Genomic DNA, 24,968 nt, shown 5'->3' with positions numbered 1-24,968 from the left:
AAGGGGAAACAACGATGAATTATCTTGCATTGATTAGTGTTTCATTCATTGTGCTCAGTGCGATTTTAGTCGCCATCGGCTGGGTCATCATCGCACGGGATCGCCGTAACATTGAGAAACATAAGAAAGTCATGACAGCCGCAGCGGTGGCCGCCACGACGTTCTTCATTCTTTACGTGTCACGCACCATCTTTGTCGGGAACACGGCGTTCGGCGGTCCGGACAGCATCAAACCATACTATTTGGCGTTCATGATCTTCCACATCTTACTCGCGACAACTGGCGGTGTTCTCGGTCTGATCACGCTGTACCTCGGTTACAAGAACAAAATCGAGAAGCATCGTAAGATTGGCCCGAAAGCATCGGTCGTCTGGTTCTTCACGGCGATCACAGGGGTCACGGTGTACGTTCTCCTCTATGTTGCTTTTGAGCCGGGTGAGACGACGAACGTCTTCCGTGCCATTATCGGAGGGTGACCCAAGAGAGGGGGATGAGGATGAAACGGAACAGTTATATGACGGTCGGTTTGACGGTAGCCGTCTTGGTCGCTCTGGGAGTGGCGTCTTATTTCTTATTCTTTAAACAAGACGACTTGCCGGTCATTCAAGAACCGACACCGTTCACACTCACGAACGCACTAGACGGCGAGACGTACAACTCTGACAATGGGAAAGTAAAAGTGATCACGTTCTTTTACACGAACTGTCCAGACATTTGTCCACTCACGCTTCGGGACTTCATGAAGCTCGAACAAGAGCTGAAAGCGGAAGGGCTATACGGCACGGACGTTGAACTCGTCGCCATCACGGTCGACCCGGAAGTGGATACGGTACCTGTGCTTGAGAACTACGGCGCCGCGTTCCAAGCCGAACCGACGGGGTGGAAAGTGTTGACGGGAGAGAAAGCGGATATTGACCGCATCACCCGCCAGCTACAATTCTATTACTCGAAAGCGAACAGCGGGCTCGTCACACATGCAACGACGATGTATATCGTCGATCGTCACCACGATGTGCGGGCCGTCGCCCAAATGGCGACGACAGGAGATCAACCGGTTGATATCGAATCTATCATGGAGGACGTGAACGTGCTCGTTGCTGAAAAGGAGTGAAGACGATGAACGATACGATGGCTGTCATCGGGAACGATTATTCGTATGGAGATGTGACGATTGCAGAGCGGGCGATTGAGGACTTGATTGCATGTAGTGCAATCGAGTTTGGCTTGGCTGAAGTGAAAGTGGTTTCTTTGTCGAAAGATCGCTACGATTACCAAGTGATCGCACCGCTCTCGCTCGATGATGCGGAACGGTTGTACCGTTACATCCGAGATCAATTCGATTTGTTGCTCGGACAAGTCGACGTGACGTTGAACGTCATCGCGACATGACAGAAGGGAGGCCCGCCAAAGGGTCTCCCTTTTTGTGTACCGGGGCAGATAAAGGGCTTTTGTTCATATTTTCCAATATCGAATTTTGGTATGATATTAGGAGTAGTCACGGTACGCGACTTATAGCTCATCGAGGAGGACAGAGTATGCAAAATAAAGCATTGGTCGTCATTGATATTCAAAATGACATCACGAAGAATTACAAAACGGTCATCGACAATATCAACAAATCAATCGAGTGGGCGGTCGACAATGAAATCCATGTCATCTATATCCGACATGAGAATTTGTCGCCGGGAACGAGAACGTTCAAAACGGGGACTCGTGGGGCGGAACTCGTTCAAGATTTGAAACGGGTATCTGATCACGTGTTCACCAAATATAAGGGCAACGCTTTAACGAGTGAGGCGTTCACAGAGTTTATCCAAAACCACGGCATCGACACGTTCTATATTACCGGGGCCGATGCGACGGCTTGTGTGAAGTCGACTTGCTACAATCTGCGGAAATCAGACTATACAGTCAACGTCCTGTCTGACTGCATCACGAGCTATGACTTGAAGAAGATGAGCAGCATGATCGAATACTATGAAAGTAAAGGCTGTGCCATCATACAGTCGGAAACTTTGACGGTGTGACTGGATGTACATCATGCGTCGTCTAGTTGAGTGAACATATGTTCAAAAGAAAAACCCCCTCGTTTACGAAAGGGGTTTTACTTCAAGTGTCTCAGCGAGTGCGGCTAGGCGGCGTTCACAGTCGCGAACGATTTCTTCCGGGAACTCTTCGTCGTACTCGACGCCGTGCGGATAATAATGTTTCCCGAGAATCGGTGTCAACATTTTCACGACAGCATGACGGTCCTCGATTTGGCCTTCAATGGCATAGACCGGTAAGCGAAGATAGAACGTCTCGCCCGTCGATTGCTTCTCGTATTTCATATCATACGTCGCGCGCTCATAGTCCCAAGCGCCTTCACGGATGAAATGATGATGATCCATGATCGTCTCGAGCAAACCAAAACGGATTTCTTTTCCCTCGATGTGGAACTGCTCAAATTTCATCATAATCCCCCTTTTTCAATAAACCTCATATGTCATCATATCATATTCAAAAACATTGTTGGAATAACGTGTGTTCAAATTGTGAAAAAAAGATGAACGGTCAAACGAGCGTTTCCAAGTATGCTTCGATCTTTTGCGGGAGCCGGACACCGAGTGGCATCAGTCCTTCTGAGCCGAAGAAGACGTTGAACTCTAGGATGTAAAACGCATCGTCAGCGACGATGACGTCAAACGCGGCGTGGTTGATGTGAAGCGTCTTCGCGATGGTGCGCACTTCCTCGACGACGTCCTCCGGGATATCGTCGTACGAGAAATTGGCGCCTTGGGCGACGTTGTTTAAAAACGCCTCGCTGACACGCCAATACGAACCGACGACTTCTTCGCCAATGACGATGATGCGAAGGTCGCGGTCGTTCGGGATATACTCTTGCACGTAAAACGTGTCGTGTCGTTCTACATATTCGAGCCACTCTTGCTCGTTTTTAATGAGCCACACCCCTTGTCCCATCGACGACTTCGCTGTCTTCGCGACGAACGGATACGTGAACTCTTCGAGCACCCGTTCGATCGTGTATGGATTTTTCCCGTAGATGAGCGTCTTCGGGATCCGGTGCGGGAACGTGGCTTTGAAGGCGCGTGTCATCTCGATTTTATCGTGGCCGAGGTGATACGTGGCCGGGGAAGGAAAGATCGATTTGTTCAATCCGTATATGATGGAGTTGACCATCCAATATTCAGGGAACAAGACGAGGTCGGCCCCTCTCACTTTATCCAATTGGTCATAGTAATATTCTGGTTTCGCATAATCGGTCTTAATGCCGGCCGAGCGAATCATGTTGAACGAGATTTTCTTCATCAGGCACCGTGCGGACACGGTGATTCACTTCCTTTCTTTGTAAACGTGTTGCAGTCACGTTCAATTATAAGGCCGATTGCTCACAGAGGGAATCAATTGTGGTAAAATCATGTCAGAAAGGGTGAAAGCCATGATTATTACTGAACAAACGATCGCACTTCTCGATGAGGCCGAAGCGTTGGCTGATTTGATCGAGTCGAGCGGGTCGTTCCAAACATATATCACGACGAAACGAGAGCGTGCCGTCTCGGCGGAAGCGCAGGAAGTCGAACGTGAGTTTTTACGAATGAAAGAAGATTACGAGTACGTGCAACGGTTCGGTAAACATCACCCGGACCATGACCGCATCAAAAAAGAGATGCATCTCGTCAAACGCCGGCTCGACGTCCAGCCTGAAGTGGCCGCCTTTAAAAAAGCGGAACGGAGCTTGGACAAACTGCTTGGAGAAGTGAGCGGGTTGCTCGCGCACTCGGTATCTCCGAAAATCAAAGTCCCTACCGGTAACCCGTTCTTTGACGAAGGTGGCTGCTCGGGCGGGGGAAGCTGCGGCGGAGGAGGCGGAAGCTGTGGATGTGCTGTCTGAATCATTCGAGTTAAAGGGCCGGATCGGACTGGTCGTTTACGTTCAATCGCTCAAACAAGTGAAAGCGTTGCGACGTTACGCGAATTTATATTACGTCTCGAAACGAGAGAAGTACGCCTTTTTATATACGGACTTAGAAGGTCACGAGACGACCGTCGAGACGATCAGTTCGTTGCCGTTCGTCGAGTCTGTCGTACGGAGCGAACGCCCGTTCATCGCCGAGACGTATGCGCCGAAACAGAAATAAACAGAAAAGATGAAGGTGGTGACGCCTTCATCTTTTCTGGTGGAGGAGAAGAAGGATGCGAGTCATTTCAGGAGAACGTAAAGGGACGCGGTTGAAAGCCGTACCCGGGTCGGCGACACGGCCGACGACGGATAAAGTGAAAGAATCATTATTTAATATTATCGGACCTTATTTTGCAGGCGGGGAGGCGCTCGATTTATATGCGGGGAGCGGCGGACTCGGGATTGAAGCGCTCTCGCGCGGGTGTGACCATGCCGTATTCGTCGATAAACAAACGAAGGCCATCCAGACGATTCAAGAGAACCTGCGCGTCACACGGTACGAGCAACAGGCGACGGTCTATCGGCAAGATGCGAAAAGTGTGCTCGAACAACTTGTCGGGTCAGGGCGCGTCTTCAAACTGATCTTCATGGATCCTCCCTACCACGCCGAAGAGCATGAGACGTTCTTGCGTACGATCGAGATGAATCGGCTGTTGACCGAGAATGGTGTCGTCGTCTGTGAGCATGGAAGTGAGGCCGAGCTGCCTGAGCGCGTCGGCCGACTTGAAAAAATAAAAGTGCAGCGCTACTCTGACGTAATCACGATCAGTTTCTATGAGTACGCGTCGACTGAGGGGTGAACAACTATGTCAAAACGTATCGCGATTTGTCCGGGGAGCTTTGACCCGATTACGAACGGCCACTTAGATATCATCGAACGTGCAGCTGCTATCTTTGACGAAGTGATCGTCGCCGTCCTTGAAAACTCGAGCAAGGCGCCGTTGTTTGACGTCGAGGAACGGCTCACCCTCATCCGGGACGTGACGACGCATTTGCCGAACGTCACGGCCGACGCGTTCGGGGGTCTTCTCGTCGAATATGCGGCGAAACGGGAGGCGGCGACGATCGTTCGTGGTTTGCGTGCCGTCTCGGACTTTGAATATGAGCTTCAAATCGCTTCCATCAACAAGAAGCTGAACGAGGACGTCGAGACGTTGTTTATGATGACGAACAGCCAATATTCGTTCCTCAGCTCCTCGATCGTGAAAGAAGTCGCCAAATACGGTGCTCCGGTCAACGAGCTCGTCCCGCTCCAAGTCGAAGCGGCACTGCGGAGGAAGTACGAAACGAGCCGCCAACCATGAAGTCGCTGAAAATCGGTTTCGGCCTGCTCGTCGCCGTCCTCATCTTCTTGTTCGCGCCGTTGCCGTACTATATTACCTATCCGGGTGAGGCGACATCGATTGAACAGTTCATGACAGTCGAAGATGGCGACAAAGAGCCTGGAGAGCTCATGATGGTCACAATCTCGCAACGCCGGGCGACACCACTCTGGCTCGTGGGGAGCTGGTTCACACCGTTCACCGAAGCGAGTCCATCGAGTCGCTACTTATATGACGGGGAAGGCGAGGCGGACTATGAACGGAGACAACAGTTGCTCATGTCATCGTCCCAACAAGCGGCGGTTCAATACGCCTACGACCTTGCCGAGGCGGAAGTGTCCGTCTCGTTCGATGGGATGTATGTGTCGGCCCCGATCCAAGGGTCGCTCGCGGCGAACGTCTTAAAACCTGGGGATGTCATCACGGCAATTGATGGGCGTTCTTTCGTATCAAGGCTCGACTTCCTCGATCGAGTGGCCGCCTATGAGGCCGGCGACGAAGTGACGCTCACGCTTGAACGAGATGGGCGTGAGCGGGTCGTCCATTCGCTCGTGCAACCGCTCGACCGTTCCCAGTCAAGGGTCGGTCTCGGCATTTACGAGCCGTTGCCGGTGCAAGACGTCGTCACGGAACCGTCCGTCACGTTTGAATTGACGAACGTCGGCGGTCCGTCGGCCGGTCTTATGTTCACGTTAGAGCTCTTTGATCAGTTGACGCCTGGTGATTTGGCGAACGGTGAAAAGATCGCTGGGACGGGGACGGTCGATGAGGAAGGCAACATCGGTCCGATCGGTGGGGCGTGGCAAAAAATTGTCGCCGCCGACCGAGCTGGGGCGACCGTGTTTTTCGTGCCAGACGGTCCGAACTACGAAGAGGCGAAAACGTCACTCGACCGGCTTGAGTCCGACATCGAAGTCGTGCCGGTCAAGACGGTCGAGGACGCGATCCGTTATTTGGAGTCGATGAACTGAGGCGTTTGGACGTGTTCGCGGAGCGATTCGTCACCGAGAGGGAGTCGGTACGCCTCGGTGACGCGCGCCTCGAATGCGAGGTCGGGATGGTACTTGCTGAGAAGCGGTACCGTTTTTTTTATATCTTTTAATACGAGCCGGCCGACGCCGTTGAACGCGAGCGGACGGACGTAAGGGACGTCATCGAACCGATCTGGCAACTCGGAGCGCTGAAAGTGGATCAGCACCGAGACGAGCGCCCGTTGGATGGCGGTCCGGGTGTAACGTCGCGTCTGCAACTTCTCGAGCGCCCGCTCAAACGACGGTTCAATCCCGGCCTCGATCAAACGAGGGGACAAGGAGGCGTCGATGCCGACAAGCTCGTCAAGCACCGGCTGGGGTGTCGTCCGCAGCTTGTATTGGAGCACCGGCCAATACGTTGACCAGTGGGCCATCGTACGTTGACGGAACAAGGCACGTGTCGCCAGAGGGACGGCACGGACGATACCTTCCTCAAGATAATGGGCACGGACGCCCGTCGCCGACATGATGTCCGCTAGGCCGGTATCGTGATAACCTGCCCCGAGCCGCTCGACCGTATGGAGCTGAATCGTGCGGGCTGCTTTGGCGTAATGATACGCTAAAATATTGTTAGGGAGTGTCAAGTCAAAAGCGGGATAGAGGGCGGAAAACGCCTCACTTGAAGCTTTCGCGGGTGATTTTCCGCTTTGAAGCGCCTCTTGAAACGCCTGTCGATAGGCCGGAGTCGACTCGACGTCGGCGCTTGCGGCCTGGCAGATGGCCGTGGCGTCACCGCTCTCGCTCCCGAACGACAACGTTTGACAGCCGACGCGTTCGGCGATGGCGACAGCAGCACTTGCGAACCGGTCGGCACGTTGGACGCCGTACCGGGTCGGCAATTCGATGACGAGGTCGATCGCCCCCGTCTCGACGGCGGCCCTTGCCCGGCTCCATTTGTCGAAAGCGGCCGGTTCCCCGCGTTGGGTGAACTGTCCGCTCATCACCGCGATGACGGCTTCAGCCCCTGTTTCAAGGCGAGCGGTTTTTGCTTGGAAGAGGTGCCCGTTATGGAATGGATTGTACTCTGCGATGATGGCCGTCTTTTGCATGAAATTACTCCTTTGCATTGTCGATTGGATTGGTGTAAGATGGATAAGTACGCTTTGACAAAGCGCCGTCGTCAACTGCTTTTAGTGTAAAGAAAAAACATTGACAAAACAAGTTGGCCTATCTATAATTCATATTGTTGCAATTGAGGTGATTCGGATGAAATGGTCTATTGCACAGCTACTTAAGCTTCGAAACCAAGGTGACAGTTTTTCCGTTGATGAGACGGTTGAACTTCCGGAGCTGATTCAGCTCCATCCGGATATCCGTTCGATTCGCCCAGTGCATGTGCACGGGGATGCGTCGTTCACATCTAATCAAGTTACATTCAATTTGAAGATTCAAGGTGACCTGACGTTGCCAGATGCGCGTACGTTAGACGATGTCATGTATGAATTCGATATTGAATCGCTCGAGCCTTTCTTTTTGGAGAACGGGCGTTACACGGAGCAATTCGATGACGTCAATTTGCCAGAGGGAAATACGATTGATCTGCGACCGATCGTACGTGAGCTCATCATGTTAGACGTCCCGATGCAAGTTTTCGGGAACGAAACAGACAAAACTCAGGTTGAAGGGGAAGGCTGGGCCCTCGTAGAGGATCAGCTGGACGACCAACCAAAAATTGACCCGCGCCTCGCGGGACTCGCCGACTTGTTCTCGAAAAAAGAGGACGAGAACGGCTAACTTTTCAAGGAGGTGGACAACGATGGCAGTACCATTCCGTAGAACGTCGAAAACTCGCAAACGTCTTCGTCGTACTCACTTCAAACTCAACGTACCTGGTATGAACGAGTGCCCGAACTGTGGCGACATGAAACTTTCACACCGTGTTTGCAAATCTTGCGGACATTACAACGGTAAAGAAGTTACAAGCAAATAATGCTGGAAGAAGCGCTCTCCCTGGAGAACGCTTCTTTTTTTTATGGTCATCGAATCGGAGTATGGTAAAATTTTTATTGGACAATGGAGAAGGAGGGTTGCGCATGCAACCGATCGAACGGATTGGGATTATCGGGAACGGGGCCGTCGGGATGCTGATGGCGTCGTTACTCGCGAAAGACTATACGGTCACGCTGTACGGCCGGGTCGAGGAACCGAGCGTTGTGACGATTGAACGGGACGGAATGACGAACGGGACGGTTGACGTGATTCTCAAACCGGTACGTACTCTTGACGAGACGGAAGCTGACGTCTTTTTCGTGACGACGAAAGCGCATCAAGTCGAGGCGGCGACCGTGCGACTTAGCGGAAACGTGCCCGTATTCATCTGCTCGAACGGCATCAGCCATCTCGACTATGCGCTTGAACGCGGGTTTCATCTCGGGGTCATCGAGCACGGCGTGACCCGTGACGGGAACCGGATTCATCATAGCGGTCTCGGCCGCGTCCGCATCGGTGGGCTGACGGACATGTCGGCCATCTCGTTCGTCGACTCGCCGCTGCACGTCGTATGGGAAGCGGATATCACGCATGTCGTCATCGAAAAACTGTTCGCGAACGCGATCATCAACCCGATCACGGCGCTTTGCCGTATGCCAAACGGTGTGGTCGGGCAACCGCCGTGCCGAGACGTCGCACTCGCGATCTATAAGGAATTGACGTCGTTGTTCGACGAGACCGTACCATATACATATATCGAGTCGATCATCGAGAAGACGGCGAACAACCGTTCATCGATGCTCCGGGACGTGGAGGCGGGACGCCCGACCGAAGTCGACGCCATTTTGACGCCGCTGTTGAAGCGAGCCGAGGATCGCGGCGTTGAACTGACCGTCATCCCGCTCATGCAAAAACTAATTTTAGGAGCGAGCGCATCGTGTTAGTGTATATCGTTTCATTTCCACTCGTCATTTGGTTTATGGTGTATATGACACTTAGAAAAATTATGCCGAAGTCGGTCAATACGTTCAAGCTGGTGTGCGATGCCGGCGTCGTGCTTTGGTTTTATGCGTGTGCGGTTTTGTTGGAGTCGATTGTCGAGACGAATGTCGCTTGGCTCTTGCTCGCCGTTTGTTGCGCTATTTTTCCAATCAATGCGATTTGGCAACGCGTCCGCCACGAGGAAGTCGTGTTCACGAAGATGTTCGTGCACGGTTGGCGATTGTTGTTTTTGTTTCTCGTTCCGGCCCACGCCATCTTGTTTGCGATTGGCATTGCCAAACACATGATTCATTGATCGATCGAAAGGAAGTCGTTATACGTGAGGATAGAGCCGCTTGACGCCATGTATGCCCCGTCGTCTCCGATGCTTCAAATCGAGGACGGGTATACGGATTGGCTTGATTATAAAGGAATGGGCGAGTTGAGACTGCGAGCCGAGGAGCTGGACGGACGTACATATCCGCATTTGGAGTCGCTCGCGGCGATTTTACGTGACCAACAAGCTGCTTACGGTCCATTGTCGGAAACGCTCGACCGAAAGCTAGACGCGCTCGCGTCGGGTGAGGCGTACACAATCGTGACCGGGCAGCAAGTCGGTGTGTTCGGGGGACCGCTGTTTGCGGTGTACAAGCTGTTGACCGTGTTGAAGCGGGCAAAACAAGCAGAAGCGTCGCTCGGCAAGCCCGTCTTGCCAATCTTTTGGATGGCGACGGAAGACCATGATTATGCCGAAATCAATCACGTCCTCATCCCTCAGCCGCTATCCCGGCAGTTTCGTAAAGAGGCGCTCTCGGCCATCCCGCTCGCCGGAAAAGCGTCCGTCGGGGAGCTCGAGTTCGAACGGTTGAAAATCGAACTCGTCCAAATGTTGCAACGCATGCTTGTCGCCGAGGCGGAAACGGAGCATACGTCGTCGCTGTACCATGAACTCGTCGAGCTGTTACAACGCTCGAAGTCGTTCGCTCAATTTTTCGGCAAGATGATGCGGCGCTTCATCGGAGAAGACTTTCTTCTGTTCGACCCGCACCAACCGGATGTACGTGCCCTCGGGCGTGATGCGTTCAAACGGTTGATCGTCGAACACGACCGGCTGCATGCGGCGTTCGCGGACGCGCATAAGGACGGAATGCCTGACGTCGAGCTCAATCGCGAAGCGGCCCACGTATTCTATCATGACGGGACGCGCGAACTGCTCACGAAAGAAGGGGACGCATTCACGACGAAACGGGGTCATCACTTCTCAGAAGCTGAGTTGCTTTCGGAGATCGATGCCCATCCGGAGCGTTTCTCGAACAACGTCGTCTCCCGTCCGCTCATGCAAGACCATTTGTTCCCGACGCTCGCATATGTCTCCGGTCCTGGTGAGATTGCGTATTGGCTTCAACTGAGACCGCTGTTTCACACGTTCGGCTGGAAGATGCCGCTCCTCGTCCCTCGTCTCGGAGCGGTGCTCATCTCGGCGAATGACGAGAAAAAGCTGGCGCAAGAAGGTGTGTCGCTCGACGAATATTTGACGAATCCGCTCCCGGACCATGCGTTCGATGATGAGGCGTTCGATGAAAGTTTGTACGCTTATCGGGCGCTGTCTTCCGCCGTCAGCGAAGAGGCGAGCCGGCGAGGTCAGCGCTTCGGGTCGAGTGCGCTCCACGCCCTCGAACGTTTGGCGGACGAAATGCGGGCCGAGGCGAAGCGGGAACAGTATCGGTTGAATCGGCGTCGGATCCATCTGTCGACGCGTCTGTTGCCGATGGGGGCGCCGCAAGAGCGGATTTGGTCGATGGTGCCGTTGTTGAACCGGCACGGTCTTGACTTGTTCACGCGCTTGTCTGACGCCTATGAGCGGACGGAAGCAGAGCGATGCTTAGTTAAATTGTAAAATAATTACAGGTGTTTCGGACGGTTCCCCGGGCGAACGGGGAATCTTTTTTGTTTGTTACCTTTTTGTTTCCTATTTTCGCTAAAAACGAATGCGGAGCTTGACATTTTTATGATAAAGTAAGTGTAATAAAACAGTTGAAAAATGTAGGGTGAGAGGGTTTTTGTATGTTTGAGCATGAAACGGTTTTAAAAATGGAGTCCATCGAAGGGTTGAACATCAAACCGGACGGGATTTATGTCGATTGCACGTTAGGAGGAGCCGGTCACAGTGAAGAGATTGTCAAACGATTGACGACAGGCCATCTATACGCCTTCGACCAAGATGACGTCGCCCTCGCGCACGCGAAAGAGCGCTTGGCTCCATATGAGGACCGGGTTACGTTCATAAAGAGCAACTTCGTCCACTTGAAAGACGAGCTGCATGCTCGTGGTGTCGCACAAGTCGATGGTGTCTTGTTCGACCTCGGTGTCTCGTCACCGCAACTTGATGAGGCGGAACGTGGATTTAGCTACAATTACGATGCCCCACTTGACATGCGCATGGACCGATCAAACCCATTTTCGGCCTATCACGTCGTCAATGAATGGGCGTTCGGGGACTTGGCCCGCATCTTCTTTACATACGGGGAAGAGAAGTTCTCGAAGCAAATCGCCCGTAAAATCGAGAAAGCCCGTGCCGAAAAGCCGATCGAGACGACGTTTGAACTCGTCGACTTGATCAAAGATGCGATCCCGGCACCGGCCCGACGTAAAGGCGGGCATCCCGCCAAACGGACGTTCCAAGCGATCCGCATCGCGGTCAATGATGAATTGAACGTGTTCGACCGCGCTGTCCAAGATGCGATCGACATGCTCGCCATCAACGGCCGCATCTGTGTCATCACGTTCCACTCGTTAGAAGACCGGATCTGTAAACAAGTATTTAAAGATAAAAGCCAGCACCCGCCGCTTCCGCCAGGGTTGCCGGTCATTCCGAAAGAGTTTGAGCCAGAATTGAAGCTCATCACCCGAAAGCCGATCACGGCCGGCGGCGATGAGCTTGAAGACAATCGACGCGCCCGTTCAGCGAAGCTTCGGGTCGCCGAAAAACAAAAATAGACTGTACGTAGGAGGGATACCTGATGCCAGAAGCTGCCCGCAAGGCTCTGCAGCCTCACGTTTCACCGAATCGAAATCCGATTCCGCAAGAACGACCGATACCTGCTCCAAAACGACGTACGTTGACTTTGTTCGAATCCATCCTGTACCCGACGATGATCGCTTCTGTCGTCTTGTTCGGTGGCATCACGGTGTCGAAACATAATGAAGCGTACAACATCATGCGTGATACGGCCTTGATTACTCAAGAGACGAACACGATTGCCAAAGAGAACGAAGAACTGAAGTATGAGATTGCCCAACTTAGCTCGCCAGAGAGAATCTATGCGATAGCTGAAAAGCTCGGAATGCAGTTCAATGAGAAGAACGTCAAGGTGATTGACTGATGAGCTCTCTACAACAGAGTAAAAAAAGAGTGGCGTGGGTGGCGATTGTTTGCTTCACACCGCTCTTTTTATTTTTTGTCGGTTGGTTTTTTTATCTATCTGTCTTCCAGACGTACAAAGGAGAGAACATGCTCGCTTTCGCCGAAGAGGAACGGTGGAAGGCGGTCAGTACGCTGAAAGCGGAGCGTGGTGAGATCTTTGACCGTTTCGGTCAACCGATTGCCATCAATATTCCGTCGTATCGGGTCGTCGCCGTCTTAAAGCTCGGAGGTGAGCGGGTCGAAGGGAAGACGTTGTTACCGGAAGAATTTCCGGAAGCGGCACGCGAGCTCGCGACCGTCATCCCGATGAACGAGGCTGATGTGTTAAAACGGCTCGAACAGAACGTCGAACGGGGTCAAATTGAGTTCGGTGTTCCCGGACGTGACTTGACGGTCGAACAAAAAGAAGAGATTGAGTCGTTCGAAATTCCGGGGATCACGTTCGTCGAAGAGCCGAAACGGTATTATCCGAATAAAGTGTTCGCCTCAAGCGTCATCGGCTATGCCCAAAAGATTGACCAAAACGGACGCATCGAACTCGTCGGAGAACTTGGGATCGAGAAGTCGTTGAACGATATTTTAAGTGAATCGTACGGCTTGAACCGGTTCGAGAAAGATCTTGCCGGCCGTCCGCTCATCGCGAGTGATGAGCAGTTGCGCATCGAGCCGGAAGACGGGGCGGACGTCCAGTTGACGATCGATCATCGCATTCAACAGCTGCTCGATACGAAGATGGACGAGATGTACGAAGAGTATGCGCCAAAAAATGCGACGGCGATCATCATGGACCCGAAGACGGGAGAAATCGTGGCACTGTCGGATCGGCCGTCATTTGACCCGAACACACGCGAGATCACGTCGTACAGCAACTTCTCCGTCTCGTCTCGATTCGAGCCGGGGTCGACGATGAAGATCTTCACACTCGCCGCGGCCATCAACGAAGGCGTGTTCGATCCGAACGAACTGTACAAGTCTGGTTCCTATACATATGGACGGACGACGTTTAATGATTACAACATTACCGGATGGGGTACGATTCCTATGGTAGAAGGCGTCTGGCACTCGTCAAACGTGGCGTTCTCCATCATGGCTAATGAACGTCTTGGCTTGAGCCGGTATGAAGACTATTTCAACGCTTTTAAATTCGACCAGCGCACCGGTGTTGATTTGCCGGGTGAGGTCAACAGTCAATACGACTTTGAAAGCCCGCTCAACGTGCTCATCACAGCCTGGGGCCAATCGACCGCGGTGACACCGATGCAAATCTTGCAAGCGACGTCAGCCATCGCGACCGATGGGACGATGAAGCAACCGCACGTCATTAAAAAAGTCGTCAACCGGGAGACCGGTGAGACGATTCGGACGACGAATCCGAAAGTCGTCGGGCAGCCGATCACGGCTGAAGCGGCCCAATTGACGCGTGAGGCACTCGACGGGGTCGTCAACAGCGACCTCGGTACCGGTCAACTGTACGCCCTTGAGAATTATCGGGTCATCGGGAAGACGGGGACGGCCCAAATCGCTGAGAACGGTAAATATTTGAGCGGTCAGTACATCCATTCGTTCGTCGCCATGGCACCGGAAGACGACCCGGAGCTCGTCATGTATATCGCCGTCGACCGTCCGAACAGCGACTCGTCGACGACGGGACCGCGCATCATGGCACCGTTATTCAAGGATGTGATGGATGTGGCGCTCCGTTACCGGAGCGTCGAACCTGAGAAGCAAGAGAAGGCGGTCGACGCGTCAACGAAGACGACGGAGTCCTACCTCGACCTCGGTCGTGACGAGGCGGTCACGAAAGCGAAGGCGGCCTCCTTCGCCCCGATTTTACTCGGTGGTGGAGAGGCGGTGTCCGCCCAAAGTCCGGTCGAAGGGCAATCGTACGTCGTCGGCGAACGGCTGCTATTAAAAACCGGAGACACGTTCGCAATGCCGAACTTGTCCGGGTGGTCGCTTCGAGACGTGAAACGTTTGGCAACCTTGTACCAATTGAATTTAGAAATAGACGGGACCGGCTTTGTCACTTCCCAGTCGATCGGGAAGGACAAGCCAGTCAAAACCGGGGCGACGTTGAAAGTGAGACTCGAGTCCCCGTCGAACTAACGCAAAGGGATGAAGAGGGCCTCGGCTCTCTTTTCCTTTGTCACAGGAGGAATAACGATGGAACAATTGACGATTCAAACATTGGCAAGCTGGTTCGGCATCAAGTCGGACGACGTGCGTGAAGTACGGAACGTCGCGACGGATTCACGAGACGATAATCAAGACGGGCTGTTCGTCCCGATCATCGGGGCACGCGTCGACGGACATGATTACATTGATAAGGCGATCGAGCAAGGTGCCATCGTCACGTTTTGGGAAGAAGGACGCAAACAGCCGGAAGGCATCGTGACGATTCCGGTCCCGTCTCCGCTCAAGGCACTCCAAGAAGCGGCAGCCCGCCATTTGGCAGAGATCGATCCGCTCGTCGTCGCCATCACCGGTTCGAACGGGAAGACGTCGACGAAAGACATGGTCGCGGTCGTGCTCGAAGAGAAGTTCAAGACGCACAAGACGGCCGGCAATTTCAACTCGGACGTCGGCTTGCCACTCACAGTGCTCCGTATGCCGCGTGACACCGAGGTGGCCGTGCTCGAGATGGGCATGAACGGCTTCGGGCAAATCGAACTGTTGTCCAACATCGCCAAGCCGGACGTCGCGTTCGTCACAAACATCGGTGAATCGCACGGCGAACAAGTCGGAGGACGCCAAGGCATCGCCAAGGCGAAACTCGAGATTAAAGCCGGGCTGAAACCGGACGGCGTGTTGATCGTCGATGCGGACGAACCGCTCCTTGCCGGAGAAGGTTTCCGGGTCGGGTATGATGCGGATGCGGACGGGAACATCGAGGTCGTCGAGACGACGTTCGACGCGTCCATCTTCCGCTACGACGGTGAGTTGTTCGAGCTGAAAGTGCTCGGGGCCCATCAAATTCGGAACGCCGCGTACGCCATCGCCTGCGGTCGTCAGTTCGGGCTCGACCATGCGACAATCCAACGCGGGCTCGACCGCGTCAAACTGACGACGATGCGGATGGAAAAGCAAATGTTCGGTGACGCCCATTTGATCAACGACGCCTACAACGCGAGCCCGACATCGATGATCGCTGCCATCGAGACCGTGAAATCGCTCGAAGGATTCAGCCGTCGAGTACTCGTCCTCGGGGATATGTACGAACTTGGCGTCGATGAGTTCGAGCAACACGTTCAAGTCGGGCGCGTCATCACGGCCCCGGTCACGGACTGCATCTTGATTGGGGACAAAGCGAAATGGATTCAAGAAGGGATGACGGATGACCGCGTCAACGTGACTTGCGTCGCCACGGTCGAGGAGGCGAAACCGCTCCTTGGCAGTTATCAACGACCACAGACTGTGATATTGTTAAAAGCATCGCGAGGACTGGCGCTCGAGCGTCTAGTTCAATAATAAAGAGTAGTGAGGTACGAACATGTTAATCAGTTTAATCGTCTTAATCAGTTCATTATTGACCGTATTGGTCGTTATGCCGCGGGCCATTCCCGCGTTGCGTCAATTGAAGTTCGGTCAAGAAATCCGCGATGAAGGTCCGGATTGGCATCAAAAGAAATCTGGGACACCGACAATGGGAGGCATCATCATCTTGCTCGCACTCGTCGTCGGCTTCATCGTCTCGCTCATTTTCGGCGATGCGGTAGCGGGCTTCGGGACCCTCTTGTTCGTCACGCTGGCGTTCGGGGTGATTGGTTTCCTCGACGACTACATTAAAGTCGTGAATAAACGAAACCTCGGTCTCACATCGCTTCAAAAATTGATTGGACAAATTGTCGTCTCGGTGTTGTTCGTGTGGTTCCTTTCACTCGGTGCCGGCTTGGACACGACGATTCAAATCCCGTTCACTTCGATCGCGTTTGATACGGGTTGGTTGTACGTCGCCATCGTCATTTTCTGGCTCGTCGGTTTTTCGAACGCTGTCAACTTGACGGACGGCCTCGACGGCCTCGTGTCGTTCTCGGCCATCCCGACGTTCGCATTCTTCGGGATTTATGCGCTCGGGCAAGACGAGGCCGGTGTCGCCTGGTTCGCTTTCAGTGCGGTCGGGGCGCTTCTTGGATTCCTCGTCTTCAACAAGTACCCGGCGAAAATCTTCATGGGTGACACGGGATCGCTCGCCCTTGGCGGCGCGGTCGCGGGACTTGCGCTCATGCTGAAGCTCGAGCTGTTGCTCGTCTTCGTCGGGATCATCTTCGTCATCGAGACGCTCAGTGTCATCTTGCAAGTGCTCTCGTTCAAAACGAGAGGGAAGCGTATCTTCAAGATGAGTCCGATTCACCACCACTTCGAGATGGTCGGTTGGTCAGAATGGCGCATCGTCTTGACGTTCGGTGGAATCAGCTTGATCACGGCATTCTTGTCGTTACTACTCATGTAATGGATGGTGGAACAGATGCAAAAGCAGTGGAAAGGTAAACGCGTCCTCGTCCTCGGCGCTGCCCGCAGCGGACTCGCCGCAGCCGCCTATTTGACGGGTGTGGAAGCGGTCGTGACAATCAATACCGGTTCAGAACCGTCAGCTGATGAACGGACGAAAATCGAGCAGTTAGGAATCAAATCGGTATTTGGTTCCCATCCGCTCGACTTGTTGGAAGACACGGACGTCATCGTCAAAAATCCAGGGATCCCGTACCACATCCCGTTGCTTCAAGCAGCGATGGAACGAGGTATCCCCATCTATACGGAAGTCGAACTCGCTTACTTGGCGACGGACGCGGCGTTTGTCGGAATCACCGGTTCAAACGGGAAAACGACGACGACGACGCTCGTCCACGAACTGTTAAAAGGCGGAAACCGTCCGGTACACGTGGCCGGAAACATCGGCTTCCCGGCAATCGAAGTCGCGTCAAAAGCGAAATCGGAAGACATCATCGTCATCGAGCTGTCGAGTTTTCAATTGATGGGTGTCGAGGCGTTTCATCCGAAAGCGGCGGCGCTTCTCAATTTGTCAGAAGCCCATCTCGATTATCACGGAGACTTTGAATCGTATGCCAACGCAAAAGGGAACTTGTTCCGTAACATGACCGACGCTGACCGGGTCGTCGTGAAACGCGCCGATGCGGAAGTGATGAAACGGGTGCCGGAACAGTTGACGGCGCAAACGTTCGGCTATGAGGTTGGAGATGCATTCGTTGAAGACGGCTGGATCACCGTTCATGGCGACAAGGTCATCCAAGTGTCGGAACTGGCGCTCGGCGGTGCCCATAACGTCGAAAACGTTTTGGCGGCGCTACTCCTCATTGAACCATTCGACATTCCGCGTTCACATATCGAACGTGTGTTGCGGACGTTCGGCGGTGTCGCGCACCGGACTGAGAACGTGGGTCGCATCCTCGGCCGCAGCGTCTACAACGATTCGAAAGCGACGAATAACGTGGCGACCGAAGCGGCGCTCGCTGGATTCGAATCACCGATTGTCTGGGTGTGCGGTGGGCTCGAGCGAGGTGCGGACTTGTCGTCACTCATCCCGGCGATGTCACGCGTCAAAGCGGTCGTCGCCTATGGTGAGACGGCGGAACGGTTCAAAACACTCGGCGCCTCGCAAGGTGTCCCGGCGTTTGCTGTCGGCACGCTCGAAGAGGCGGTACCGCTCGCGTTTGAACAATCGGCAGAAGATGATGTGCTCTTACTGTCACCTGCATGTGCCAGTTGGGATCAATATAAGACGTTCGAGGAGCGAGGCGAGCATTTCGTCGACCTCGTCCGCAAATACGAGGAGGCGAACCGATGAAAGTCATCATTTCGGGCGGGGGAACGGGAGGACACATCTACCCGGCCCTCGCTTTACTAGACACGTTGAAAGAACGCCATCCTGACTTACAAGTGCTCTATATCGGCACGGAGAACGGTCTAGAGGCCGACCTCGTTCCTCGCGCTGGAATTCCGTTCAAATCGATTCGAATCGCCGGTTTGAAACGGTCGCTATCGCTTGAGAACGTCAAGACGGGCTATTGGTTCTTGAAGTCTGTCCGGGAGCTCCGAAAAGAGATGAAGGCGTTCCTTCCGGACGTCGTCATCGGCACGGGCGGCTTCGTCTCCGGACCGGTCGTCTTTACAGCGCAACAACTCGGGATCCCGACCATCCTGCACGAACAAAACAGCATCCCGGGATTGACGAACAAGTTCCTATCGAAAAAAGCGGATCGTGTCGCCCTATCGTTCGCGGGGTCAGAAGCTCATTTTCCGGGGGCGAACGTTCGCGTCATCGGGAACCCGCGTGGCAGTGAAGTATTGAAGACGGTCGTCGATGAGGCGAAAGTCCGGTCCGCCTATGGACTTGATGAGCGTCCGATCGTTGTCATTTATGGAGGCAGCCGCGGGGCAGAAGCAATCAACCGGGCGGTGCTCGAAGCCATCCCTGAGCTGGCCAAAGAGCCGGTGAACGTGCTCTACGTGACCGGGAACGTTCACTACGACACGGTCATCGCGAAAGCCCCGACCGCAGACAACGTCCACGTGTTGCCGTACGTCTACGACATGCCGGAACTTCTCGCCTGTGCGACGCTCGTCGTCTCCCGGGCAGGAGCTTCGACAATCTCTGAGCTCACGGCACTTGGCTTACCGAGCATCTTGATTCCAAGCCCGTATGTGACCGCTGACCACCAGACGAAAAACGCGTCGGCGCTCGTCGAGAGCGGAGCGGCCACATTGATTCGGGAGACGGAGTTGTCCGGCGGCACGCTCGTCGAAGCGATTCGTCACGTCTTAGCCGAGCAGGAACAAATGGCTGCGGCATCGAAACGGTTAGGATTCCCGGAAGCAGCAGAAGCGCTCGTTGAACTCGTGGAAGAAGTAAGCCGCTAAAGGAGAGGGAACATGGAGACACGTCAGAACACCGTCCGTAGTTTAGAAGACCGTATCCCGTATATGAAAGACCAGCGACGTAAGAAGGCGAACCGTCGTCTGTCCGCCATCTTACTCTTGTTCGCCCTGCTCATTGCGCTCGTCGTCTATATGCAGACGTCGGTGTCTGACGTGAAGGCGGTGAACGTGTCCGGCCTCGATTGGTTGTCCGAGGCGTACGTATTAGAGAAAATCGAACTCGACACGAACTCGAAAATCGTCGAAGTCTCTCCGAAGCGATTAGAAGCGACGATCAAATCACTTCCCGGGGTGAAGGACGTCGATGTCGATCGGAGTTGGTACAACATCGTCTCGATCGATCTCGAGGAAGAGAAGATGATTGCCTATTCACGGACGGACGAGGAAGAAGTCGTCGTTCTCGCCGACGGGTCGCTCCACCCGACCGGTCAAATCGATGATCCGGAAAAACTGAAGGACGGACCGCTGTTGCGTGAATTCACCGATGTCGCCGACCTTGAGAAAGTGGCCGGGGAACTCGAACAAGTCGACGATGCGATGCGGGCTCGTATGTCGGAAATCGTCTTCTCGAAACGAGACGGCGAGCCGACGCGTTATGAGATATTTATGAACGATGGCAACACGCTTGTGACACCGACGTTCAAACTCGGCCAAACGGTGTCGAAATACGGTGAAATCTTTGAAAACATCCCGAAAGGACAGCGGGGAACCGTCGTCATGGATGGAGGTTATTATTTCGTCCCGTATGAAAAACCGAAAGAATAATCTGATTTTTTACAGCCCTAATACACGATAGGGCTGTTTTTTTATCGTTTGTAATCGAATTGACACCCCAAAACCGCTTAATTTGTAGGATTCTACCTTTTCTCACTATCTTATTTGTTGTAAACTTAGACGTGAGATATCTTGCCGGACCTAACAATATTTTTGGATATCTGTAATATTGTAACGGAATGTTGGAACAGAAATTTTAGCGCGGAGGTGTTTCCCTGTTGGAAGCGAATGGTTATGTAGCCGCATTAGATATAGGAACGTCAGAAATTAAGCTCGTCGTGGGTGAACTACTCGGGGGAACGCTTAACATTTTGGCGGAGGGATGTGCCCCGTCTGCAGGAGTAAAACGTGGCGCCGTCGTCGACATCGATAAGACGGTTCAAGCAATCAAACAAGCCGTCGAACATGCCGAAGCGGCACTCGGTGACCAAATTCGGTCGGTATACGTTGCCATTGAAGGGGAACATATCCAAATCGCCCCGTGTCACGGAATCGCATCGGTCAAGCGTGAAGACCAAGAAATCACGGATGCCGATGTGATCGAAGTCATCAACTCGGCGCAAGTGATGCGTCTCCCGGATGAGATGAGCGTCATCGATGTCATCCCGTCCTCGTTCACGGTCGACCAGCAGACAGGTGTCGTCGATCCACGCGGCATGCTCGGTTATCGTTTAGAGATGCACGGGAAGATGGTGACGGGCTCGAAGACGATCTTACATAGCATCCGCCGTTCGATTGAACGTGCGGGACTGAAGCTCGACGGCTTCGTGCTCGGTAACTTAGCGCTCGGCATGAGTGCCGCTTCTGTCGATGAGATCGACCTTGGCATCGGCTTGATCGATATCGGTCATGAGAAAACGACCGTCTCCGTGTTCTATCGCGGTGACCTCGTTTACTCATACATCCTCCCTGTCGGTGGCGACCATATGACACGTGACTTGGTGTACAAGCTCAATTGTAAATACCAAGATGCGAAAGTCGCGAAGGAAGAGTACGGGCTCGCCCTAGAAGAAATGGCTGATGCGACCGAAGGCTTCTCGTTCACGAACATTAACGGCGAAGTCGCTTACGAGCCGCAAGCAGAAATTAGTTACGTTTTAGAGGCGAGAATAGAGGAAATGTTTACATTGGTGTTGAATAGAGTGCAAAAGGTAGGCGTCCCGACGCTCAGTGGAGGTTATCTCCTTTGTGGCGGAGCCGCTGCCTTGCCTGGCATCCAAGAACTTGCGACGCGAGTCATGGGTCAGAAGACGAGACTTTACCAACCGTCCTCGATTGGTGTCAGACACCCGAAATACGCGTCTGCCGTCGGCGTCCTCAAGTATGTGCTTATGAGCGACCATCATGTCTCGAAGCAAAACTTGGAGAAGCCGGAGGAGCGTGAGGTCGTTCCGACACCAGATCACACGAATCGTCATCATGATTCTGATGTGGAACCGGAAGCGACAGATCGCGAATCTAAAAATGGATTCGGTCGATTAATGGAAAAACTATTTGGCGTGTAAGCTGATGCTATTAACAATCGGAAATTACGTAGGGGGATACCTGAATGATGTACTTTGATGAGGCGATTGACGCCGTAGCAAAAATTAAAGTAATTGGAGTCGGTGGCGGTGGTTCAAACGCTGTCAACCGCATGATTGAACACGGAGTACAAGGGGTCGAGTTCATCGCAGTCAACACGGACGCTCAAGCGCTCAACATGTCGAAAGCGGACGTGAAACTCCAACTCGGCGCAAAATTGACGCGCGGACTCGGAGCCGGCGCCAACCCGGACATCGGGAAAAAAGCAGCTGAAGAGAGCCGCGAGCAGTTGATCGAAGCGCTCGACGGAGCGGACATGGTGTTCGTCACAGCCGGTATGGGCGGCGGAACAGGTACAGGGGCAGCCCCGGTCATCGCTGAGATTTCTAAAGAAATCGGAGCGCTCACGGTCGGAGTCGTCACGAAACCGTTCATGTTCGAAGGACGTAAACGGATGCAACACGCACAACACGGGATCCAAGCGTTCAAAGAAAAAGTTGACACGCTTATCGTCATCCCGAACGACAAGTTGCTTGAAATCGTCGAGCGCAACACGCCGATGATCGAGGCGTTCCGTGAGGCGGACAACGTCTTGCGTCAAGGTGTCCAAGGGATCACGGACTTGATTGCCATCCCAGGATTGATCAACCTTGACTTCGCGGACGTGAAGACGATCATGACGGAAAAAGGATCGGCGCTCATGGGTGTCGGTGTCGCCACAGGCGAAAACCGCGCCATCGAAGCAGCGAAAAAAGCGATTTCATCACCACTTCTCGAGTCTTCAATCGAAGGCGCCAAAGGTGTCTTGATGAACATCACGGGCGGACTCAGCCTCAGCCTTTATGAGGTCACGGAAGCAGCTCAAATCGTTCAAAGTGCCGCTGATGAAGAAGTGAACTTGATTTTCGGTTCGGTCATCAACGAAAACTTGAACGATGAGATCATCGTGACCGTCATCGCAACTGAATTTGCAGAAGATGTGCAAGGTGCGAACCCATTCCTTCAACAGCCGAAGAAACAACCTGAGGCGGAATCGAAGACAGAGGCGCAACCGAAAGCAACCGAATCTGCACCACAAGATGAAGGGAACTTCCATAGACCGGTCTATGGCGGTGACGTCCCAGACGAGACGATCAACATCCCAGCGTTCGTAAGACAACGCCGTAACTAAAAAATAGGGGGTGCCGGTTCTCGGCACTCCTTTTTTGTAAAAAAGGAGAACGTCATGCGACTGATTCATACATGGGAAACGGAAACGGAACGATACTCGGCTTACGTGACGACCCGGACCGACTGGCACAACGAAGGAAACGTCGGTCTGCACGTCGGGGACGAGCAATCGGCTGTCGTCGATAATCGAAACCGCTTTTTCACCGAGTCCGGCTTGAACTTGGCCGACTCGGTTTGGGCGGACCAAGTCCACGGGAAACGGGTCGCCCTTGTCGATGAGTCGGACCGCGGAAAAGGTGCGTTCGACTACGCTGAAGCGATTCAAGCGACGGACGGATTGGTCACGAGAGCCGAGAACGTCCCGCTCGCCCTCGTCTTTGCCGACTGTGTGCCACTCTTTTTCTGTGCGAAAGCACACGGGGTCGTTGGAGTGGCCCACGCCGGGTGGAAAGGGACGGTCGGCAACATCGTCGGCGCGATGGCGGACGCATTCGCTGAACTTGGAGTGCCGGAAGAAGACATCGACATGTTCGTCGGACCGGCCATCACGTCCGAGCATTACGAAGTCGATCGCCGTGTCCTCGATGCGGTGAAACATGTATCAGAGGCAGCGTATGCGGGCGCGGTCATGAATGAACGAGAGGACGGCCACGCCGAACTGTCGCTCCAACATGTGAACGAGACGCTCGCCGCAGAACGAAATATGGACGTCACGCAATCGAACTTATCGACCGTCACCGATCGGACGTATTTCTCGTACCGTAACGGTGACGCGTCTCGTCGATTTGCCGCCGTCCTTGTCAAGGAGAAGAAATCGTGAGTATAGCCAACAATGTCAAACGAGTAAGACAGACGATCGCCGAACATGAAGCCGGACAGAAAGTGACGTTGATTGCCGTCACGAAATCGGTAGGGTCGGACGTGGCGAACGCGCTCTATGAGGAGGGCGTTCGCGACTTCGGAGAGAATCGTCCGGAAGGGCTGCTCGATAAAGTCGAGGCGCTGCCCGAAGATGCCCGTGTCCATTTTATCGGGAGTTTGCAAACACGAAAAGTACGCCAAGTCATCGGGCGCGTCGCAGCGATCCATTCGCTCGACCGTCTTTCCCTCGCCGAAGAGATCAACAAGCGAGCTGATCGTGTCATCGATTGCTTCGTACAAGTGAACGTTTCTGGGGAAGACTCAAAACATGGGCTTGAAAAAGAGGAAGTCCTTCCGTTCATCGAGAACTGTAAACAGTATCCGCACATACGGATCATCGGTCTCATGACGATGGCACCATTCACAGAAGATGAGGCGGTCATCCGTGACACGTTCCGCGAACTTCGGACGTTACGTGACGATATGGCCGCCCGAGCGTTCGAACATGCCCCGTGCACAGAGTTATCGATGGGGATGTCAAATGACTATAAAATCGCCCTCGAAGAAGGCGCATCGTTTGTTCGTATTGGAACCATACTTGTGCAATAATATATCTTAAGGAGGAATCCGTTATGTCGATCAAAAACAAGATGAAAGATTTCTTCGGTCTCGAAGAAGAACCGAATGCGTATGAAGGAGAAGAGTACGTTGTCGCTGAAACGAAGCAACAACCGGTGACAGAGCAAATCGTCAAATCGGAGGAACGTCCGAAAACAGCGAACAACCTTGTCGCTTTCAACTCGAAGAAAAAAGAACGCTCGAAAGTCGTGCTCGCCGAACCGCGGGTATTCGCCGAGGCACAGGACATTAGCGATCAGCTAAAAGAAAATCGTGCGGTCATCGTCAACCTTCAACGTATGTCGAAAGAACAATCTCGCCAAGTCGTGAACTTCTTATCGGGTGTCGTCTATGCACTCGAAGGAACGATGACGTCGATTGGACATAACACGATTCTATGTACTCCGAACAATATCGAATTGACGGGGTCGATTTCGAATTTGATTTCGGAGGACGAACTCAATAGTAAAGGATGGTAA

At 53.4% G+C, this 24,968-nt stretch carries 30 protein-coding genes; 27 read left to right on the top strand and 3 right to left on the bottom strand.

Features of this window, described 5'->3' with window-relative positions; genetic code table 11:
* Window positions 1–14: 14 nt before the first annotated feature.
* The 4 genes from P398_RS0112175 to P398_RS0112160 all read left to right on the top strand — a co-directional run bounded on the left by P398_RS0112175 (window position 15) and on the right by P398_RS0112160 (window position 2,027).
* Window positions 15–476: a DUF420 domain-containing protein gene (locus tag P398_RS0112175; RefSeq protein WP_029335485.1), complete on the top strand. Its 462-nt coding sequence runs from the start codon at window positions 15–17 to the stop codon at window positions 474–476.
* A 20-nt stretch (window positions 477–496) separates the two neighbouring features.
* Window positions 497–1,111 (top strand): SCO family protein, encoded by a 615-nt coding sequence (locus P398_RS0112170; RefSeq protein WP_029335483.1) that lies wholly within the window; start codon window positions 497–499, stop codon window positions 1,109–1,111.
* Window positions 1,112–1,116: 5 nt separating this feature from the next.
* Window positions 1,117–1,389, top strand: a complete 273-nt coding sequence (locus P398_RS0112165) for a hypothetical protein (protein WP_024370007.1) — start codon at window positions 1,117–1,119, stop codon at window positions 1,387–1,389.
* 146 nt (window positions 1,390–1,535) lie between these two features.
* Entirely contained in the window at window positions 1,536–2,027 is a 492-nt protein-coding gene (locus tag P398_RS0112160; protein ID WP_029335481.1) for a cysteine hydrolase family protein, read from the top strand.
* Between the two features lie 63 nt (window positions 2,028–2,090).
* Here P398_RS0112160 and P398_RS0112155 read toward each other — a convergent pair whose 3' ends face one another.
* Complete coding sequence (locus P398_RS0112155; RefSeq protein ID WP_024370009.1) at window positions 2,091–2,453, bottom strand: YugN family protein; 363 nt, start codon at window positions 2,451–2,453, stop codon at window positions 2,091–2,093.
* A gap of 100 nt (window positions 2,454–2,553) precedes the next feature.
* Window positions 2,554–3,309: an ATP-grasp domain-containing protein gene (locus P398_RS0112150; protein WP_029335480.1), complete on the bottom strand. Its 756-nt coding sequence runs from the start codon at window positions 3,307–3,309 to the stop codon at window positions 2,554–2,556.
* A 130-nt stretch (window positions 3,310–3,439) separates the two neighbouring features.
* Between P398_RS0112150 and P398_RS0112145 the strand changes: the two genes are divergently transcribed.
* From P398_RS0112145 to P398_RS0112125, 5 genes are read left to right on the top strand one after another with little or no spacing between them, the layout of a single operon-like run.
* On the top strand, window positions 3,440–3,892 hold the full coding sequence (locus P398_RS0112145) for a YlbF family regulator (protein WP_029335478.1): 453 nt from the start codon (window positions 3,440–3,442) through the stop codon (window positions 3,890–3,892).
* Complete coding sequence (locus P398_RS0112140; protein WP_029335477.1) at window positions 3,876–4,139, top strand: YlbG family protein; 264 nt, start codon at window positions 3,876–3,878, stop codon at window positions 4,137–4,139. The genes P398_RS0112145 and P398_RS0112140 overlap by 17 nt, the downstream gene beginning before the upstream one ends.
* Window positions 4,140–4,194: 55 nt before the next feature.
* Entirely contained in the window at window positions 4,195–4,761 is a 567-nt protein-coding gene (rsmD, locus tag P398_RS0112135; protein ID WP_029335476.1) for a 16S rRNA (guanine(966)-N(2))-methyltransferase RsmD, read from the top strand.
* A 6-nt stretch (window positions 4,762–4,767) separates the two neighbouring features.
* Window positions 4,768–5,265 (top strand): pantetheine-phosphate adenylyltransferase, encoded by a 498-nt coding sequence (gene coaD, locus P398_RS0112130; protein ID WP_024370014.1) that lies wholly within the window; start codon window positions 4,768–4,770, stop codon window positions 5,263–5,265.
* Window positions 5,262–6,254: a SepM family pheromone-processing serine protease gene (locus P398_RS0112125; RefSeq protein ID WP_029335473.1), complete on the top strand. Its 993-nt coding sequence runs from the start codon at window positions 5,262–5,264 to the stop codon at window positions 6,252–6,254. Before coaD ends, P398_RS0112125 begins: the two co-directional genes overlap by 4 nt.
* Here P398_RS0112125 and P398_RS0112120 read toward each other — a convergent pair.
* Window positions 6,233–7,363: a tRNA(Met) cytidine acetate ligase gene (locus P398_RS0112120; RefSeq protein WP_029335471.1), complete on the bottom strand. Its 1,131-nt coding sequence runs from the start codon at window positions 7,361–7,363 to the stop codon at window positions 6,233–6,235. The genes P398_RS0112125 and P398_RS0112120 overlap by 22 nt on opposite strands.
* A gap of 157 nt (window positions 7,364–7,520) precedes the next feature.
* Between P398_RS0112120 and P398_RS0112115 the strand changes: the two genes are divergently transcribed.
* The 18 genes from P398_RS0112115 to P398_RS0112035 all read left to right on the top strand — a co-directional run bounded on the left by P398_RS0112115 (window position 7,521) and on the right by P398_RS0112035 (window position 24,968).
* Complete coding sequence (locus P398_RS0112115; protein WP_029335470.1) at window positions 7,521–8,048, top strand: YceD family protein; 528 nt, start codon at window positions 7,521–7,523, stop codon at window positions 8,046–8,048.
* A 22-nt stretch (window positions 8,049–8,070) separates the two neighbouring features.
* Window positions 8,071–8,244: a 50S ribosomal protein L32 gene (gene rpmF / locus P398_RS16630; protein WP_081338944.1), complete on the top strand. Its 174-nt coding sequence runs from the start codon at window positions 8,071–8,073 to the stop codon at window positions 8,242–8,244.
* A 103-nt stretch (window positions 8,245–8,347) separates the two neighbouring features.
* Window positions 8,348–9,187, top strand: a complete 840-nt coding sequence (locus P398_RS0112110) for a ketopantoate reductase family protein (protein ID WP_029335468.1) — start codon at window positions 8,348–8,350, stop codon at window positions 9,185–9,187.
* Window positions 9,181–9,540, top strand: a complete 360-nt coding sequence (locus P398_RS0112105) for a DUF3397 domain-containing protein (RefSeq protein WP_081828307.1) — start codon at window positions 9,181–9,183, stop codon at window positions 9,538–9,540. The genes P398_RS0112110 and P398_RS0112105 overlap by 7 nt, the downstream gene beginning before the upstream one ends.
* 24 nt (window positions 9,541–9,564) lie before the next feature.
* The gene (gene bshC, locus P398_RS0112100) at window positions 9,565–11,121 is read left to right on the top strand and encodes a bacillithiol biosynthesis cysteine-adding enzyme BshC (RefSeq protein ID WP_029335464.1); all 1,557 of its coding nucleotides are present in this window, start codon (window positions 9,565–9,567) and stop codon (window positions 11,119–11,121) included.
* A 167-nt stretch (window positions 11,122–11,288) separates the two neighbouring features.
* On the top strand, window positions 11,289–12,221 hold the full coding sequence (rsmH, locus tag P398_RS0112095) for a 16S rRNA (cytosine(1402)-N(4))-methyltransferase RsmH (protein WP_029335462.1): 933 nt from the start codon (window positions 11,289–11,291) through the stop codon (window positions 12,219–12,221).
* Window positions 12,222–12,244: 23 nt separating this feature from the next.
* Complete coding sequence (gene ftsL, locus P398_RS16165; protein WP_029335460.1) at window positions 12,245–12,607, top strand: cell division protein FtsL; 363 nt, start codon at window positions 12,245–12,247, stop codon at window positions 12,605–12,607.
* Between the two features lie 38 nt (window positions 12,608–12,645).
* The gene (locus P398_RS0112085) at window positions 12,646–14,754 is read left to right on the top strand and encodes a penicillin-binding transpeptidase domain-containing protein (protein ID WP_115336702.1); all 2,109 of its coding nucleotides are present in this window, start codon (window positions 12,646–12,648) and stop codon (window positions 14,752–14,754) included.
* Between the two features lie 57 nt (window positions 14,755–14,811).
* Window positions 14,812–16,116 carry a UDP-N-acetylmuramoyl-tripeptide--D-alanyl-D-alanine ligase gene (locus P398_RS0112080; RefSeq protein ID WP_029335457.1) on the top strand — a complete coding sequence of 435 codons (1,305 nt, stop codon included), beginning with the start codon at window positions 14,812–14,814 and terminating at the stop codon, window positions 16,114–16,116.
* Window positions 16,117–16,138: 22 nt separating this feature from the next.
* Window positions 16,139–17,098 (top strand): phospho-N-acetylmuramoyl-pentapeptide-transferase, encoded by a 960-nt coding sequence (gene mraY / locus P398_RS0112075; protein WP_029335456.1) that lies wholly within the window; start codon window positions 16,139–16,141, stop codon window positions 17,096–17,098.
* 15 nt (window positions 17,099–17,113) lie between these two features.
* Complete coding sequence (gene murD, locus P398_RS0112070; protein WP_029335454.1) at window positions 17,114–18,451, top strand: UDP-N-acetylmuramoyl-L-alanine--D-glutamate ligase; 1,338 nt, start codon at window positions 17,114–17,116, stop codon at window positions 18,449–18,451.
* Window positions 18,448–19,524 carry an undecaprenyldiphospho-muramoylpentapeptide beta-N-acetylglucosaminyltransferase gene (gene murG / locus P398_RS0112065; RefSeq protein WP_029335453.1) on the top strand — a complete coding sequence of 359 codons (1,077 nt, stop codon included), beginning with the start codon at window positions 18,448–18,450 and terminating at the stop codon, window positions 19,522–19,524. Before murD ends, murG begins: the two co-directional genes overlap by 4 nt.
* A 12-nt stretch (window positions 19,525–19,536) precedes the next feature.
* Window positions 19,537–20,307, top strand: a complete 771-nt coding sequence (locus tag P398_RS0112060) for a cell division protein FtsQ/DivIB (RefSeq protein ID WP_024370028.1) — start codon at window positions 19,537–19,539, stop codon at window positions 20,305–20,307.
* A 227-nt stretch (window positions 20,308–20,534) separates the two neighbouring features.
* A complete protein-coding gene (ftsA, locus tag P398_RS0112055; RefSeq protein WP_029335452.1) occupies window positions 20,535–21,821 on the top strand; it encodes a cell division protein FtsA in 1,287 nt (428 codons plus the stop codon).
* A 44-nt stretch (window positions 21,822–21,865) separates the two neighbouring features.
* Window positions 21,866–23,011, top strand: a complete 1,146-nt coding sequence (gene ftsZ, locus P398_RS0112050) for a cell division protein FtsZ (RefSeq protein ID WP_029335451.1) — start codon at window positions 21,866–21,868, stop codon at window positions 23,009–23,011.
* Between the two features lie 54 nt (window positions 23,012–23,065).
* Window positions 23,066–23,830 carry a peptidoglycan editing factor PgeF gene (pgeF, locus tag P398_RS0112045; protein WP_029335449.1) on the top strand — a complete coding sequence of 255 codons (765 nt, stop codon included), beginning with the start codon at window positions 23,066–23,068 and terminating at the stop codon, window positions 23,828–23,830.
* Entirely contained in the window at window positions 23,827–24,480 is a 654-nt protein-coding gene (locus P398_RS0112040; RefSeq protein WP_029335448.1) for a YggS family pyridoxal phosphate-dependent enzyme, read from the top strand. Before pgeF ends, P398_RS0112040 begins: the two co-directional genes overlap by 4 nt.
* A gap of 23 nt (window positions 24,481–24,503) precedes the next feature.
* Window positions 24,504–24,968, top strand: a complete 465-nt coding sequence (locus P398_RS0112035; RefSeq protein ID WP_024370033.1) for a cell division protein SepF — start codon at window positions 24,504–24,506, stop codon at window positions 24,966–24,968.

The sequence above is a fragment of the Exiguobacterium aurantiacum DSM 6208 genome, assembly GCF_000702585.1.
Taxonomy (GTDB): domain Bacteria; phylum Bacillota; class Bacilli; order Exiguobacteriales; family Exiguobacteriaceae; genus Exiguobacterium; species Exiguobacterium aurantiacum.
The sequence above is the reverse complement of the archived record's forward strand: the minus strand, read 5'-3'. Positions and strand labels throughout refer to the sequence as shown.